Genomic DNA, 15,963 nt, shown 5'->3' with positions numbered 1-15,963 from the left:
GGTTTCGCCTTGCAGGGACGTCGCCAAGCTGGTTAAGGCACGGGGTTTTGATCCCCGCATTCGCAGGTTCGAGTCCTGCCGTCCCTGCCATTTATTCCAGCTCCAGCCACAATTAGGGTGTTTTCTTGAGTCATCCCTCGCTGATGGTATTTGCCGGGAACGCGAACCCGGAACTCGCCCAGGCCATCGCCGAAAATCTGGGTGTGCCCATGGGCCGTGCCAACGTCGGTCGCTTCAGCGACGGCGAGACCATGGTCGAGATCATGGAAAACGTTCGCGGTCGCGACGTCTACCTGGTCCAGCCCACCTGTCAGCCCACGGCAGAGAATTTCATGGAATTGCTGGTGATGATCGACGCCCTCAAAAGGGCTTCGGCCTACCGTGTGACTTCCATCATTCCCTATTTCGGCTATGCCCGCCAGGACCGCCGTCCGCGCTCGTCGCGCGTGCCGATCACGGCCAAGGTCGCAGCCCGGATGATCTCCACGGCCGGCACCGACCGGGTCGTCACCGTCGACCTGCACGCCGACCAGATCCAGGGTTTCTTCGACGTGCCGGTCGACAACGTCTACGCCTCGCCGCTGACCCTGGCCGACATCTGGAAGCACTACACCTCCGACGAGATTATCGTCGTCTCGCCCGACGTGGGCGGGGTGGTGCGCGCGCGCGCGATCGCCAAGCGGCTGGACTGCGAGCTGGCCATCATCGACAAGCGCCGGCCGCGGGCCAACGAAGCGACCGTGATGAACCTCATCGGCGACGTCGACGGCAAGATCTGTGTGCTCGTCGACGACATGATCGACACGGCCGGCACGTTGTGCTCGGCCGCCGGCGCCCTCAAGGACAAGGGCGCGAAGAAAGTCGTGGCCTACTGTGTCCATCCCGTGCTCTCGGGCAAGGCCATCGACAACATCAACGGCTCGCGCATCGACGAGATTGTGGTCACCGACACCATCCCCCTGAGCCAGGCGGCGAAGGACACGGGCCGCATCCGCCAACTCTCCGTCGCCCAGATGCTCGCCGAGACCATCCGGCGCATGGCGGAAGGCGAATCCGTGAGCTCCCTTTACGTCGACTGACGCCGGGCGTTGCTATCGCCCGCGTCCGTCGGGGATGCGACCCCGGACCTACGAATACCCGATCTGTACGGCCACCACCATGAAGACCGCGGCAAGCGCCAGCAGCTTGAGGATCAGCGGGAAGACGAAACGGAACCAGCGGTCGTAGGGAATCCCCGCCAGGCCCAGAATGCCCATCAGCACGGGGTTGGTCGGCACGATCATGTTCATGAAGCCATCGCCGAACTGGTAGGCCAGCACCGATACCTGTCGCGTGATGCCCACCAGGTCGCCGATGGGCGCCATCAGGGGCATGGTGAGGTAGGCCTGGCCGCTGCCCGAAGACACGAAGATGTTCATCACGCTCTGGATGCCCAGCATCCCCACCGCCGACAGCTCGGCGGGCAGGTCGATGAGGGGGCTGGCCATGGCATTGACGATGGTGTGCAGGACCTGGCCGTCTTCCAGGATCAGGGCGATCGACTTGGCGAAACCGATGAGGATGGCCGTCCCGGCCAGTTCCGAGGCGCCGAAGGAGAAGTTCTTCGCCAGGTCGTCGAAAGACATCCGGTCGATCAGGGCCACGACAATCGCCAGGGCGATGAACATCGCGCCGAGCTCCACCAGGTACCAGCCGTGTTCGACGATGCCGTAGACAAGAACCGCCAGCGCCAGGCCGGTGACGCCCAGGATGGCCTTTCGCTTGCCGGTCATTTCCGGCAGCTCGGATTCCTGCGGCGGCTGCGCCGAGGCCACGCCGTGGACCAGGCTGGCTTCAGGATCGCGCTGGACCTTGCGGGCATAGGACCAGACATGGTGAATGCCCACGGCCAGGAACGGCCAGAAGATGATCGATCGGAACATGAAGCCCGACCCGGGCTGTAGCTCGGCGATATCCTGGGCGATGAACAGCGTGAACGGGTTGAGCACCGCCGCGCCGTAACCGACGCAGTAGCCCACGACCATGATGCCGATGGCCGCGACCGTGTCCATGCGCATGGCTACGCAGAGTGATATCAGGATCGCGGCCAGGGGAATGTATTCCTCGGCCATCCCGAGCGTGGCCGAGGCGGCGGCAAAAAGGAAGACCCCGAACGCGATCAATCCGAAGGCGTTGTCGCCGAAGCGCTGGATCACCGTGCCCAGGAACGCCTCTATGGCGCCGGTCTTGCGGATCACGGCGAGCGAGCCGCCGATCAGCAGCACGAAGAAGATGATCCCCTGAACGTCGGCCATCGCGCGCGGCACGGCCGTGAACAGGTGCCAGGGCGGCAGCGTCTGCGCATCGTCCACCGTGGCATAGGTGCCGGGCTGCACGACTTCGCGGCCGTGATCGTTGGTGATCGTCTCGAAACTGCCGGCCGGCAGCACCCAGGTCAGCACCAGCGCGACGATCATCATGATGAACATCAGCACCAGCGTGTGCGGCATCCGCAACGTTTTCGACATCGGCTTGTTCTCCCTCGATCAGTCCTCGGCTTGCGCCTGCTCTCCGATATGCTCGTCGAAGAACTCGAGCATGCTGTCGTAGAGGTCGACCCGGTTGTCCACGTCATAGAAACCGTGGCCTTCCTCTTCCTTGACCATCCACTCATAGTCCTTGCCGGCCTCGTCGAGCGCCTTGCGCAGCCGCTCGAGATGACCGATGACCACGCGCACGTCGCTGCCGCCGTGCACCAGGTAGAGGTCGGCCTGGATCCGGTCGACGTTGTGCACCGGCGAATTGGCCTGCAGCTTTTCCATGTCGTCGCCCACGGCGGTGGACATGAAGCGCTCGAAGTTGGCGCGGGCGTCGCGGCCGTAGCCGCGCTGGCTGGAGAAGTCGTTGCCGTCGCCGCTGCGGAACCAGGGCAGGTCGTACACGCCCACGTAGCCGACCGCGCACTGGTAGAGATCGGGTTCCTTGATGACGCCCATCAGCGAGGCGTAGCCGCCATAGCTGCCGCCGTAGATGCAGATGCGCCCCGGGTCGGCGATGCCTTGCTCGATCGCCCAGCGCGTGGCGTCGGTGACGTCGTCCTGCATCTTGCCGCCCCATTCCTTCCAGCCGGCGCGCTCGAAATCATCGCCGCGCCCGCCCGAGCCGCGGTAGTTGACCTGCAGCGTGGCGTAACCGTGGTGCGCCATCAGCTGTGCTTCCATGTTGTAGCCCCAGCGATCGACGACGCCGAAGGGGCCGCCGTGCACGTTGACGATCAGCGGCAGATCTTCGTCGCGGTTCTCGGGCAGGGTCAGCAGGGCGTGCAGCTCGAGGCCGTCGCGGGCCTCGATCCGGACCGGCCGCATGGGCACCAGGGCTTCGGTGGGCAGTTCGGGCAGGGCGGCGACGAGAAAGCGCATCTCCATCGTCTCGGTGTTGAGCAGGTAGAACTCCCCGGGGTTCCGGTCGCCGCGCACCCAGACGATGGCGCGCCGGCCGTCTTCCGAACTCGAAACCATCGTGACGTTGTTGCCCGGAAAGGCCTGCACGAGGCCGCTGATCATCTGCACGCTGCGCCGGTTCTCCTCGACCTTGTCGTCGAAGAAGTGGTAATTCATCGGGCCGAAGCGCGTCGTGGCGCCCAGAATCTGTCCGTCCGGACCGTAGATCAGCCCGCCGACGTTCATGTCATCGTGACGGAAGAGCAACTCGACCTGCTCTGTGTCGAAATCGTAGCGGAACACGCCCAGCCGGTCGTTCTCGGCCATGTCGTGGTTGGAGGAAAAGTAGACCTGGTCGTTCTCGCTGGAGAAGCCGAGGAAGTCGAGGTTGGGTGACGGCCGCTCGGGCTGGATCCGGACCTGCTGCCATTCGCCTTCGTGCCGCACGTGCAGGCGCAGCTGTCTTTCGTCGAGGCTGTCGCCCCACTCGACGGCGGCCGCGCCGCGCAGGTTGCCGTCGTTGTCGGCGACCAGCGCGACGATGTCGTTGTCGACCGGCAGGTCCCCGGCCGGGCGCATTTCCGCGTCGTACATGTCGACGTAGTTGGCCTTCGGCTCGCCGCCGTCGGTCGGGTGGTAGCGCGCGACCATGATGCGGCGATCGTCGTCGGGCAGTGGATGCAGCATGCGGTATGCGCCGCGGGTGGCGGTGTCGAAGATCTCGCGGCGCTTCTGGCCGTCGAGGTCGGCGGCGTAGAGCTGCAGGGCGCGGCCGGTATTGTCCAGGTTGCCGGTGACCTCGCCGACCGACATCACCAGTCGTTCATTGCTGCCCCACCAGAAATTCAGCACGTGCTGGTTCTTGCCGAACTCGAAGCTGGCGGTAATCTCCTGGCTGTCGAGGGCCATCGAGGCCAGCTTGACCTGCGTGCCTTCTTCGTAGGTGAAGGCCACGTGCTCGCCGTCGGGGGAGATCTTCATGCTCCGGACGTCGGCGTGACTGACGAACTGGCGCGTGGGGACGGTGTCGGCTGACGCCGTGGCGAGGTTCAGGACGGCAAGGGCCGCGATGGCCGCGGTCACTGCGAGCCGATAGGGCATGGTGGACTCCCGGGTGCGTGAAACAAACCGGGTCATTCTGGCAGAAAGCCGGCGACCTGTCAGGCCGCCGGCTTCCGGGGCTTCAGAACGCCGACTCGTCCAGCGCCATCAGCGTTTCGCCGCCGGCCAGAATCTTCTGCTCCAGGCCCAGTGTTTCCGGCAGCATGCGCGCCATGAAAAATCGCGCCGTGTCGAGCTTGGTCCGGTAGAAATCCGAGCGCGCGCCCTCCGCGTCGAGGGCGCGTAGAGCGGCCCGGGCCTGCGTGGTCCAGGACCAGGCCATGGCCGTCAGGGCGAACAGCTCGAGGTAGTCGACCGAGGCGGCACCGGCCTCGAGCGGGTCGCCGGCCATCTTCTGGTAGACGGCCGCGGTCGTACTCTTGAGCCGTTCGGCGGCCCCGGCCAGCGGTTTGGTGAACTCGGCCATGGCCGGCTCGTCGGCGCATTCGCCCAGCAGCCGCTCGACTTCGGTGAAAAAGGACTTGACCGTTTCGCCGTTGGCGGCCGTGAGCTTGCGCCCGACCAGGTCGAGGGCCTGGATGCCGTTGGTGCCCTCGTAGATGCGGGCGATGCGGGCGTCGCGCATGTACTGCTCGACGCCGGTGTCGACGATATAGCCGGCGCCGCCGTGCACCTGCATGCTCAGGCTGGTGACCTCGAAGCCCATGTCGGTGAAGTAGGCCTTGATGATCGGCGTCATCAGGGCGACCCAGTGACCGGCCCGCTCGCGCCGTTCGGCGTCGGGATGGTTGTACTCGATGTCGAGCTGAAGGGCGGTGTGGACGGCCAGGGCGCGCGCGCCCTCGATGAAGGCCTTCGAGGTCAGCAGCATGCGCCGGACGTCGGGGTGGACGATGATCGGGTCGGCGGGCTTTTCCGGATTCTTCGCGCCGTCGAGGCTGCGTCCCTGCAGCCGCTCGCGCGCGAAGGTCACCGCGTTCTGGTAGGCGACCGAGGCCAGTCCCAGGCCCTGGATGCCGGTGCCCAGGCGGGCGCCGTTCATCATGGTGAACATCAGGTTCAGGCCCTTGTTCTCCTCGCCGATGAGGTAACCGACCGCGTCTTCGTAGACCATCTCGCAGGTCGCCGAGGCCCGGATGCCCATCTTGTGGTCCAACCCGGCGCAGCGCACGCCGTTGCGTTCGCCGATTCCACCGCCATCGTCGACCAGGAACTTGGGCACGATGAACAGGCTCAGGCCCTTGGTGCCCTCGGGCGCGTCCGGCGTGCGCGCCAGCACCAGGTGGACGATGTTGTCGGCCAGGTCGTGCTCGCCGGCGGAGATCCAGATCTTGGTGCCGGAGATTCGATAGCTGCCGTCGTCGCGGCGTTCGGCCCGCGTGCGGACCAGGCCGAGGTCGGTGCCGCAGTGCGGTTCGGTTAGGTTCATGGTGCCGGTCCATTCGCCGGCAATCATCTTCGGCAGCCAGGTCCGCTTCTGTTCATCGCTTCCGTGCAGGTGGATCAGTTCCCAGGCGCCGTGGGCCAGGGCGGGGTACATGCCCCAGGAGGTGTTGGCGGCCGTGATCATCTCCGACATGGCAATGCCGAGGAAATGCGGCATGCCCTGGCCGCCATAGTCGGGAGAAGACGTCAGCCCGGGCCAGCCGTTCTCCGTATAAGTTCGGTAGGCATCGCGAAAGCCCTCGGGCGTGAAGACTTCGTCGCCTTCCAGGCGGCAGCCGGCTTCGTCGCCCGGGGCGTTCAGCGGCTGCAGCACCGACTCGCAGAAGCGAGCGCCTTCGGCAAGTACGGCATCGATGATGTCGCTGTCGACGCCCGCCAGGGATGGCAGGTCGCGGCATTCCTGAAGATCCAGGCACTCGTGGATCAGGAATCGGAAGTCTTCTACGGGTCCGGTGTAGCTCGGCATTCGGCGCTCCTCGGCGTTCGGTGGGCTCGTTGATTGACCATACGGCAACGTATGGTAGCAGACTAGCACGACTGTCAGGCCGATGGAATTGACGCGGGGCAATGTTGTCGCCAGACTGAGAAGAGACAATGTCGCCAGCCCAGTGGAGTGCCGTCATGCAAGCAAAAGAGATTGCAGAGCTTCTTGAAAAATCGGACTTTTTCGGGGGGCTTGACGCGGAGCACCGCGACTGGCTGGCCGAGCACGCCAGCGAGACGCGGTTCGAGGACGGTCAGCTCGTGGCCCGCCACGGCGACACGGCCGACCGCTTCTTCCTGGTCCTGGACGGCGAACTGGTGGTGGAAGTGCCGGCCCTGACCGGACCGACATTGGAAGTCACGCGCCTGGGGCCGGGCAAGATCTTCGGCTGGTCGTGGCTGATCGAACCTTACCGTTGGCATTTCAACGCCCGGGCCGCGGGGCCGACCCGGGTGCTGGATTTCGACGGCCTGGCGATCCTCAAGCGCGCCGAGGACGAGCCGAAATTCGGCTACGCCCTGCTCAGGCGGTTTTCAGCGCTGATGGGGACGCGTCTCGAATCGGCCCAGCGCAAGATGATGGATCAGTGGTCGCCGGCCGGGCTGCCCTGAGCGCTGCCGTCAGGTCCGCCCACAAGTCGTCGGCTTCTTCGAGGCCGATCGAAACCCTCAGCAGGCCATCTCCGATGCCGCCGGATTCGCGTCCCTGCTCCGACAGCACGCGGTGGGTCAGGCCGGCCGGATGCTGGATGAGGGTATCCACCGAGCCGAGGCTTACCGCCGGCGTCATCAGCGAGACTTCACGCATCACCGTGGACGCGGCGCGGTAGCCTCCCTTCGGCTCGAACGCCAGCACGCAGCCGCCGCCGCTCATCTGCCGATCGAGCAGCTCGCGCTGCCCGTCATTGCGCCATCCCGGATAGAACACCCGCTCGACGTCGGGATGCCCGGCCAGTCGATCGGCCAGGTCCAGGGCCGTCTGCTGGGCGCGTTCGACGCGCAGCTTCAGGGTCGGCAGGCTTCGGTGCAGCAGGTAGGCGGCCCAGGGGTGCATCAGGGCGCCTGTGGCCACGCGGACCTGGCGCAGGCCGGCCGCCAGCGACTCGCTGCAGGCGACCGCGCCGGCGATCACGTCGCCGTGCCCGCCCAGGAACTTGGTGGCGCTGTGCAGCACCATCGCCGCCCCCATCTCCAGGGGCTGCTGGAGGACGGGCGTGGCGAAGGTCGAGTCGACCACCACCGGCACGTCGCCGGCCTGGCGCACGACCTCGGCGATGTCGACCAGCTCCAGCGTCGGGTTGGCCGGCGTTTCGATCATCACGAAGGCCGTCTCATCGGTGATGCAATCGGCCACCTTGTCGGCCGTGGTCCAGGTCACCTTGTTTCCCAGCAGGCCGCTTTCGAGCAGGTGGTCGCTGGTGCCGTAGATCGGGCGGACGGCGACGATCTCGCGTCCCCGCTCCTGCGTGGCCAGAACGATGGCGGTCAGGGCAGCCATGCCGGAGGCGAAGCCAACGGCAGCCTCGGCGTTCTCCAGCCGGGCCAGGGCCTTCTCGAAGCGCGACACCGTGGGGTTGAGCAGCCGCGCGTAGACCGGGTTCTCGGCTTCCGCCTGGCCGGCCACGAGTGCATCCAGGCTCGCCGTGCCCGTTCCGAGATCCTGCAGGGGGTAGGTGGTCGACAAGTCGACGGGGAGGGCATGGACGCCCAGTTCGCGCAGGTCCTCGCGTCCGGCGTGCACGCCCAGGGTGTGATCGTAGCGGCTCATTTTTCGGGCTCCAGAGTTGTCAAACGCCGTCCATTCTAGGAATATATTCAACAGTAGTGTTTCAAACCGAAGAGAAATCGGTAATGAGTAAAAATGTCGAATTAGATGCAAAAGACGTGCGTATTGTGCGGCTCCTGCGGAAGAATGCACGGATTTCCAACAAGGAGCTGGCGGCCAAGGCCGGCCTGGCGCAGTCGAGTTGCCTGGAGCGCGTGCGCCGGCTGCGCATGGCCCGGGTGCTCACCGGCTATCACGCCGACGTCGACCCCGACCCGCTCGGGATCGGGCTGCAGGCGATGGTGGCGGTTCGCCTGGCGCGTCACGCGAGAGCGGACGTGGAAGCCTTCGAGCGGCATCTGGAGACGGTGACCGAGGTGGTGACCATCTTCCATGTCGCCGGCGCCAACGACTACCTGGTCCACGTGGCCGTCCGCGACTCGGCCCACCTGCGCGAACTGGCCCTTTCGGCCTTCACCGAGCGCCCGGAAGTCGACCACATCGAAACCCAGCTCATCTTCGCCCACCGGCGCAACCACGAGTTGCCGGTCTACCTGGACCTGGAGGAGGATTGAGACTGTCGGAGCGGAGGGTGGCGGGGCATAGGACGAGCTCATACGAAATCCGAGATTTCCAAATCGCTCGCCCTATGCCCCGACACCCTCCTCGGTGCTGAAGAATGCACTTAGCGGAGGGGCGGCGGCGGGAAGCTCTATCGCGTGATTTGGAAATCTCCGATTTCGTATGAGCGCGATAGAACTCCCCACCGTCGGCCCGTAGCGGCCACCGAAAGAGCCCCCTCACAACGAAAAAGGCCCGCCAGTGGCGGGCCTCTTGCGATCGATCGTTGGCAGAGAGAGCGGGGCGGTTTCCTGAAACCTGAACCCTGAATCCCTGAAACCTATCCGACTCAGGCCGCCTTCGCCATATCCCGCAGTACGTAGTGCAGGATCCCGCCGTTCTTGTAGTACTCGATTTCCTTCGGGGTATCCAGGCGCACCTTGGCCTTGAACGAAGTCTCCTTGCCTTCCGGATGCGTGGCCTTGACCTCGACCTCCTTCTCGGTGCCGTCGGCCAGACCGGTGATGTCGAAGGTCTCGGTGCCGTCGAGGCCGAGCTTCTCGGCGTTCTCGCCATCCTTGAAGGTCAGCGGCAGCACGCCCATGCCGATCAGGTTCGAGCGGTGGATGCGCTCGAAGCTTTCGGCGATCACCGCCTTGATGCCCAGCAGGCGTGTGCCCTTGGCCGCCCAGTCGCGTGAGGAGCCCGAACCGTACTCCTTGCCCGCGATGACCACCAGCGGCGTACCGTCTTCCTGGTACTTCATGGCCGCGTCGTAGATCGGCATGACCTCGCTGTCGGGGAAGTAGGTGGTGAAGCCGCCTTCGGTGCCCTCGGCGATCTGGTTCTTGATGCGCACGTTGGCGAAGGTGCCGCGCATCATGACCTCGTGGTTGCCGCGGCGCGAGCCGTAGGAGTTGAAATCGGCCGGGTGAATGCCCTTCTCCTGCAGGTAGTGACCGGCGGGGGAATCGGGCTTGATGGCGCCTGCCGGCGAGATGTGGTCGGTCGTGACCGAATCGCCCAGCTTGGCCAGCACGCGCGCGCCGGTGATGTCGCCGATGGGCTCGGGGTCCATGCCCATGCCCTCGAAGAACGGCGGATTGCGCACGTAGGTCGAGTCCTCGTCCCACTCGAACATCTCGCCGGTGGGCGTGTCCATGCTGTTCCAGAGATCGTCGCCTTCAAACACGCTCTTGTAGTTCTTGGTGAACATCTCGGAGCTGACGTTCTGCCGGATGAAGTCCTGAATTTCGTGGGCGTCGGGCCAGACATCCTTGAGATAGACCTCATTGCCGTCGGGATCCTCGCCCAACGGTTCGTTGAGCAAGTCGATATCCATTCTGCCGGCCAGCGCGTAGGCCACCACCAGCGGCGGCGAGGCCAGGTAGTTCATCTTGACTTCGGGATGGATTCGGCCCTCGAAGTTGCGGTTGCCCGAGAGCACCGAGCAGGCCACCATTTCGTGTTCCTTGATGGCGTCCTCGATCGGTTCCGGCAGCGGGCCGGAGTTGCCGATGCAGGTGGTGCAGCCGTAGCCGACCGTGTAGAAGCCGAGTGCTTCGAGGTCGTCGTCAAGGCCGGACTTCTCGAGGTAGTCGGTGACCACCTTCGAGCCCGGCGCCAGCGAGGTTTTGACCCAGGGCTTGACGTTGAGGCCCTTTTCCCGGGCGTTGCGGGCGAGGATGCCCGCGCCCAGCATGACGGCGGGGTTGGACGTGTTGGTGCAGGACGTGATGGCGGCGATGACCACCGCACCGTCCTTGAGGATAAAGGTCTGGTCCTTGTACTCGACTTCGGCTGCGCCGGGGATCTCGCTTGCACCCACAGCCGTTCCGCCGCCTTCGCCGGCGAAGCGGTCGAGCTCGCCGTTGCGGGCGTCGTCGCGGCTCTTGGTCAGTTCCGACATCTGCCGGATGAAGGTATTCTTGGCCTCGCTCAGCAGCACGCGATCCTGCGGTCGCTTCGGGCCGGCCAGGCTGGGCACCACGTCGCCCAGGTCGAGTTCCAGCACGTCGCTGTAGACCGGATCGACGTCCTCGTCGTTGCGCCACAGGTCCTGCGCCTCGGCGTAGGCACGCACCAGTTCGACGCGCTCCTTGCTGCGGCCCGACAGTTCCAGGTAGCGAATCGTTTCTTCATCGATTGGGAAGATCGCGCAGGTCGAGCCGAACTCCGGCGACATATTGCCGATCGTCGCGCGGTCGGCCAGCGGCAGGTGCGACAGGCCCTCGCCGAAGAACTCGACGAACTTGCCCACCACGCCCTTGTCGCGAAGCATGTCTGTGATGGTCAGCACCAGGTCGGTGGCGGTGGTGCCTTCCGGCAGCTTGCCGGTGAGCTTGAAGCCGATGACCTGCGGGATCAGCATCGAGATCGGCTGGCCCAACATGGCGGCCTCGGCCTCGATGCCGCCCACGCCCCAGCCCAGGATGCCCAGGCCGTTGATCATCGTGGTGTGAGAGTCGGTGCCGACCAGGGTGTCGGGCCAGGCCATCGGCTTGCCGTCGATCTCGCCGTCGAAAATGACGCGCGAGAGGTGCTCCAGGTTGACCTGGTGGACGATGCCGGTATTGGGCGGGACCACCTTGAAGTTGTCGAAGGCGCCCTGGCCCCAGCGCAGGAAGGCATAGCGTTCCTTGTTGCGCTTGAATTCGATCTGGTTGTTGAGGTCGAGCGAGTCGGCCTGGCCGTAGCTGTCGACCTGGACGGAGTGGTCGATGACCAGTTCGGCCGGCGAGAGCGGGTTGATGCGATCGGCCTTGCCGCCGAGCGCCTTCATCGCTTCGCGCATGGCGGCCAGGTCGACGATGGCCGGTACGCCGGTGAAGTCCTGCAGGACCACCCGGGCGGGCGTGAAGGAGATTTCCTTGCTGGGTTCGGCCTTGGGGTCCCAGTCGGCCAGTGCGGCGACGTCGTCGGCAGTGATGTTGCTGCCGTCCTCGAAGCGCATCAAGTTTTCCAGCAGGATGCGAAGCGAGTAAGGCAGCCTCCTGACGTTTTCGTGTTTCTCCGCCAGCTTGGGCAAGCTATAGAAGCCGATTTCCTTGCCGTTGGCCTTGAAGTGATCGAGACAGCCGAGCTCGTCACGCATGAGACTCTCCTCCAGTCATGAACGGGTGAACCGGGCGGCGCGGTCGTCTGCGCCCACGCCCCCGGAGCCAGCCCTTGATTTTAGCACGCGCCCGGCGGCTGATTCCCCCGGTTGGGCGCAGGCCGGGACTCAGGCGGTGAGCAGGGCGCGCGCCTGTTCCAGCATCTTGCCGCGCTGAAAGACCAGGCGCCACTGGCGTCCGCCGACCTGGTGCCAGAGGATGGCCGAGCGCAGGCCGGCCAGGAGCAGGGCGCGCAGAAAGGCGACTTTCTCCGGCTGCTTGAGGTACTCGGGCTTTCCGCTGACCGACAGCCGGAAGCCCAGGGTGGAGACATGGCGCTGGTAGACGTCGGCGAGCTGGGAGGTGACGCTGTCGTCGAGGGTCTCGGAAGCATCGAGCCAGGCCTTCTCGACCAGGTCGAGTTCCTCGCCGATGGCGTTCAGGCGCTTGCCGTCGCGGCGGACGAGCTTGCCCAGCTTGGCCAGGCCCAGGACGTAGTTGAGCGATTGCAGGCTTTCGTGGTTGCTGCGGGCGCTGAACAGTTCGGTCATCACGCGCAACCCCATGCGCACGCCGCCGATGCCGCCGTAGACGTCTTCGGTGGCATCCGGGTCGCGATTGAAGATGCTGGCCACGCTGGCCTGGGCGGCCTGACCCGAGCAGGTGCCCGACGTGGCGATCTGGCGAACGAGCTCGCTGGCCTGGAGCATGCCCGCGAAGGCGATGGTGGCGTCTCTCATGCCTGGACCGATTCCTTGTTCAAGGTTCTGAGAAGCTGCTCGGGCAGCGGCGCGTTGTTCTTGGTGATGGTGCCGCCGCCCAGGCACTCGTCCCCATCATAAAGAACAACCGCCTGCCCGGGGGTGACGGCGCGCTGCGGGCGCTCGAAGCTCAGCACCAGGCCATTGTCATTGATCGATTCGACGCGGCAGGTCTGGTCGGGCTGGCGATAGCGCACCTTGGCGTGCAGGCGCTCGCCCGCTTCGGGGCGACGGCGAATCCAGTTGAGCTGGCCGGCCTCGAGCTCGGTCGACATCAGCGTGGGGTGATCGGTCTGCTGCTCGGCGTAGAGCACGTTGTGGTCGATGTCCTTGTAGGTCACGTACCAGGGTGCTTCCGGAAAGTCCTTCAGCCCCCCGATATTTAGGCCCTTGCGCTGGCCCAGGGTGTAGTGGATCAGGCCCTGGTGGGTGCCGATGACCGTACCCTCGCTGGTGCGGATCTCACCGGGTTCGGCGTCGAGATAATTGGCGATGAACTGGTCGAAATTGCGCTCGCCGATGAAGCAGATGCCGGTCGAGTCCTTCTTGGCGGCCACCGGCAGGTCGGCGCGCGCGGCCAGTTCGCGGACTTCGGGCTTGGTGAGCTCGCCTAGGGGGAAGAGGGCGTGCGAGAGCTGTTCCTGGTCCAGGGCGTAGAGAAAATAGCTCTGGTCCTTGTTGTGGTCCACACCCTTGAGCAGCGAGACCGTGCCGTCGTCGTTGTCGCGCCGGCGCGCGTAGTGGCCCGTCGCGATGGCCTTCGCCCCCAGGTCGCGGGCGTGCTCGACGAAGGTACGAAACTTGATCTCGCGGTTGCACAGGATGTCAGGGTTGGGCGTGCGTCCGGCCTTCAGTTCGGCCAGAAAGTGCTCGAAGACGTCGTCCCAGTATTCGGCGGCGAAGTTGCGGCCGTGGAAGTCGATGCCCAGGATTTCGGCCACGCGCCGGGCGTCGGCGGCATCGTCCTCGGCCGTGCAGCCGCTGACGGTGTCCTCCTCTTCCCAGTTCTTCATGAACATCCCGGCGATGGGCTCGCCCTGCTGCTTCAACAGCCAGGCCACGGTGGACGAATCCACCCCGCCGGATAGGGCCACCATGATCAGATCACTCATGTTTTTCGATATGGGGTTTGGGATGGATTTTTGCGAGGGGTGGTGATGCGTGTGGATTCTACGGGGGTGAGAGCGTGGAATGGTGGCTGCGATTCGAAGATTGCAGGGCGAACGGCGATTCGGGACTGCCTTGTGCGGAGTCGTTCGGATGTCAGTGAGCCTGCCACTGTGCCAAATCGGGAATCTGTCTTTTTGAGATTGATCGCTTGTCAGCAGATGATGTAGCGTGGAGCTTGCTGGTTGTGGCCGCCTGAAATCGGTTTTCAGAACCGGCAGAGGGGGGGCTGGCATTGATCACTTCAATTGGTGACACGAGCAGTAGGAGGGCTTCGGTGAGAGTCTCAGTTGTGTTCCGAGAGACTCGACTCTGATTTGATTTGACCCATGCTTGAGCAGCCTCGCATCCATGGAACGAGATGGTTCGGTCGACTGAAGCTCAAGCAGTTTTGGGCGGTAGTTAGCCGTCCCAAACGAAAGGGCTGGTGTCCTGTCTGCGAGCGGATGACGCTATTCGTTCGCCTATCGGACTGGTTGCGGGAGGATTGTCGCTGTGCGCGCTGCATCAGCTCAGCCCGGGGGCGGGCACTGGTGTCGGTTCTTGCTGAGGTTGTGCCCGGGTGGCGCCAGCGATCAATTCTCGAATTTGCTCCTTACGGTCCAGTATCGGCACGACTTGAGCGTCAAGCTCGGGGATATGTGGGTTCGGTATATCTTCCCGATAGGGCGGCCGGGGAGATGGTTGGTGGTTATCGAAATGAAGACCTCCGGTCGTTGACATTCAACGATCGTATGTTCGATGTGGTGATTAGCCAGGATGTCTTTGAGCACGTCTTCGAGCCTGAGCGAGGATTCTCCGAAATCGAACGCATACTGAAGCCGGGTGGCGTCCACGTTTTCACCGTTCCGTATTTCGGTAGTCAGCCGAGCCGTATCCGGGCCAGGCTGGAGCGCGGGGACGTCATCCATCTCGAGCCCCCAGAGTTTCATGGCGATCCCGTGAATTCGGATGGTGCGTTGGTGGTTACTGAATGGGGGGAGGACCTCTTTGCGACCATCCAGAATTCATCGGGCATGATGACCGAGCGAATGCAGCCACATGCGCCCGAACAGGGAATTGAGGGGGAAAGCCTGGATGTGTTCGTGTCACGCAAGCCAGAGTGACTAGTCCGCCGATCTCTCCGTAGGTCCGGCATTCATTGAGCGACGGATCCTCGGGCACCGCCCGCGGCAACTCCCACCTCAACCCGAGCGCGGTAGGCTACTCCCCGAAAAGATCCGGGCTCATCAGATCGATGAACCGCTCGGCCTGCGGCGAGAGGTAGGCGCCCCGGCGCAGGACCACGCCGTAGCTGCGGCGCGGGAAATAGCGGCTCATGTCGCGCACCGCCAGCTGCTGGCGGTCGGTTTCGGTCAGGCAGATGCTGGTCACGATCGAGATGCCCATGCCCAGGGAGACGTAGCGCTTGATGACCTCCCAGCCGCCGACCTCCAGGTTCACGCGGAAGGGCAGGCCGTGCTTCTGGAAGACCAGGTCGACGAGCTGGTAGGTGCTCAGGCGCCTCGGCGGCAGGATCAGTCCGTGCGGGCTGATGTCGGTGAGGTCGATTTCGCGCCGCCGCGCCAGCGGGTGGTCGCGGCTCATGATCAGGGCCGGGTTGAAGTGCCAGATCGGCCGGTAGTCGATGTCCTCGGGCACGTCGAGCATCGAGCCCACGGCGAAGTCGACGTCGTCGTTGCGGATCATGCCCAGACCGTCGGCGCCGGTGACGTTGTGCAGGTGCACGAAGATGCCGGGGTGCTTGCGCCGGAAGCGCATCATCAGTGAGGGCAGCAGGTGGAGGATGGTCGATTCGCCCGCGGCGATGCGGATCTCGCCGGTGTCGAGTGAGCCGTAGCGGCGCTGAAACTCGTCGGGCAGGGCGTCCAGGCGCTCGACCAGGGGCCGGGCCATTTCCAGCAGGGCCTTGCCCGCGGGGGTGAGCTGCAGGCGGGGTCCGTGGCGCTCGAACAGGGGGCGACCGAGCTCGTCCTCCAGCGCCCGGATCTGCTGGCTCACGGAAGGCTGGCTGAGAAACAACTTTTCAGCCGCCGCGGATACGCTGCCGCTTCTCGCGGTCTGAATAAAGGCGCGCAGGTGCTTGAGCAGGTTGCCCTTGTAGGAGGCCAATGCAGTCCGCTCCGGTTGGAACGACGAGAGTATTGCATAAACAGATACTAAAGATCAAAAGATTTAATTCGACAAATACTTGCGCAGCGCCT

Annotated in this window: 12 protein-coding genes and 1 tRNA gene; 5 read left to right on the top strand and 8 right to left on the bottom strand. The window is 64.6% G+C overall.

What is annotated here, in order from left to right:
- Positions 1 to 13: 13 nt before the first annotated feature.
- Both DZC52_RS02330 and DZC52_RS02325 read left to right on the top strand, forming a co-directional pair.
- Positions 14 to 90: transfer RNA gene (locus DZC52_RS02330), tRNA-Gln, on the top strand.
- A 53-nt stretch (positions 91 to 143) separates the two neighbouring features.
- A complete protein-coding gene (locus tag DZC52_RS02325; protein WP_116649502.1) occupies positions 144 to 1,079 on the top strand; it encodes a ribose-phosphate diphosphokinase in 936 nt (311 codons plus the stop codon).
- Positions 1,080 to 1,127: 48 nt separating this feature from the next.
- Here DZC52_RS02325 and DZC52_RS02320 read toward each other — a convergent pair whose 3' ends face one another.
- The 3 genes from DZC52_RS02320 to DZC52_RS02310 all read right to left on the bottom strand — a co-directional run bounded on the left by DZC52_RS02320 (position 1,128) and on the right by DZC52_RS02310 (position 6,393).
- Entirely contained in the window at positions 1,128 to 2,507 is a 1,380-nt protein-coding gene (locus tag DZC52_RS02320; RefSeq protein ID WP_116649501.1) for a YfcC family protein, read from the bottom strand.
- Positions 2,508 to 2,525: 18 nt separating this feature from the next.
- Positions 2,526 to 4,520, bottom strand: coding sequence for an alpha/beta hydrolase family protein (locus DZC52_RS02315; protein WP_116649500.1), 1,995 nt, complete (start codon positions 4,518 to 4,520; stop codon positions 2,526 to 2,528).
- An 82-nt stretch (positions 4,521 to 4,602) separates the two neighbouring features.
- Entirely contained in the window at positions 4,603 to 6,393 is a 1,791-nt protein-coding gene (locus DZC52_RS02310; RefSeq protein WP_116649499.1) for an acyl-CoA dehydrogenase C-terminal domain-containing protein, read from the bottom strand.
- Positions 6,394 to 6,548: 155 nt separating this feature from the next.
- On the opposite strand from DZC52_RS02310, the gene DZC52_RS02305 reads away from it, so the two are divergent.
- Positions 6,549 to 7,022 carry a cyclic nucleotide-binding domain-containing protein gene (locus tag DZC52_RS02305; RefSeq protein WP_116649498.1) on the top strand — a complete coding sequence of 158 codons (474 nt, stop codon included), beginning with the start codon at positions 6,549 to 6,551 and terminating at the stop codon, positions 7,020 to 7,022.
- Here the strand turns inward: DZC52_RS02305 and DZC52_RS02300 are convergent.
- Positions 6,934 to 8,178, bottom strand: a complete 1,245-nt coding sequence (locus DZC52_RS02300) for a trans-sulfuration enzyme family protein (protein WP_116649497.1) — start codon at positions 8,176 to 8,178, stop codon at positions 6,934 to 6,936. The two genes, DZC52_RS02305 and DZC52_RS02300, sit on opposite strands and share 89 nt — an antisense overlap.
- An 83-nt stretch (positions 8,179 to 8,261) precedes the next feature.
- Here DZC52_RS02300 and DZC52_RS02295 point away from each other — a divergent pair, with 83 nt between their 5' ends.
- Positions 8,262 to 8,750, top strand: coding sequence for an Lrp/AsnC family transcriptional regulator (locus tag DZC52_RS02295; protein ID WP_116649496.1), 489 nt, complete (start codon positions 8,262 to 8,264; stop codon positions 8,748 to 8,750).
- Positions 8,751 to 9,085: 335 nt separating this feature from the next.
- Here DZC52_RS02295 and acnA read toward each other — a convergent pair whose 3' ends face one another.
- From acnA to mnmA, 3 genes are all read right to left on the bottom strand, one after another.
- Complete coding sequence (acnA, locus tag DZC52_RS02290) at positions 9,086 to 11,830, bottom strand: aconitate hydratase AcnA (protein ID WP_116649495.1); 2,745 nt, start codon at positions 11,828 to 11,830, stop codon at positions 9,086 to 9,088.
- Between the two features lie 129 nt (positions 11,831 to 11,959).
- Complete coding sequence (hflD, locus tag DZC52_RS02285) at positions 11,960 to 12,571, bottom strand: high frequency lysogenization protein HflD (protein WP_116649494.1); 612 nt, start codon at positions 12,569 to 12,571, stop codon at positions 11,960 to 11,962.
- Positions 12,568 to 13,704 carry a tRNA 2-thiouridine(34) synthase MnmA gene (gene mnmA, locus DZC52_RS02280; protein WP_116649493.1) on the bottom strand — a complete coding sequence of 379 codons (1,137 nt, stop codon included), beginning with the start codon at positions 13,702 to 13,704 and terminating at the stop codon, positions 12,568 to 12,570. Before mnmA ends, hflD begins: the two co-directional genes overlap by 4 nt.
- Before the next feature lie 384 nt (positions 13,705 to 14,088).
- Here mnmA and DZC52_RS15885 point away from each other — a divergent pair, with 384 nt between their 5' ends.
- Positions 14,089 to 14,865, top strand: a complete 777-nt coding sequence (locus DZC52_RS15885; RefSeq protein ID WP_116649492.1) for a class I SAM-dependent methyltransferase — start codon at positions 14,089 to 14,091, stop codon at positions 14,863 to 14,865.
- 97 nt (positions 14,866 to 14,962) lie between these two features.
- Here the strand turns inward: DZC52_RS15885 and DZC52_RS02270 are convergent, their stop codons facing one another.
- Positions 14,963 to 15,871: a LysR family transcriptional regulator gene (locus tag DZC52_RS02270; protein ID WP_116649491.1), complete on the bottom strand. Its 909-nt coding sequence runs from the start codon at positions 15,869 to 15,871 to the stop codon at positions 14,963 to 14,965.
- Positions 15,872 to 15,963 lie beyond the last annotated feature (92 nt).

The organism is Wenzhouxiangella sediminis (assembly GCF_003410055.1).
Lineage (GTDB): Bacteria > Pseudomonadota > Gammaproteobacteria > Xanthomonadales > Wenzhouxiangellaceae > Wenzhouxiangella > Wenzhouxiangella sediminis.
This window is presented reverse-complemented; position numbering and strand designations above follow the sequence as displayed.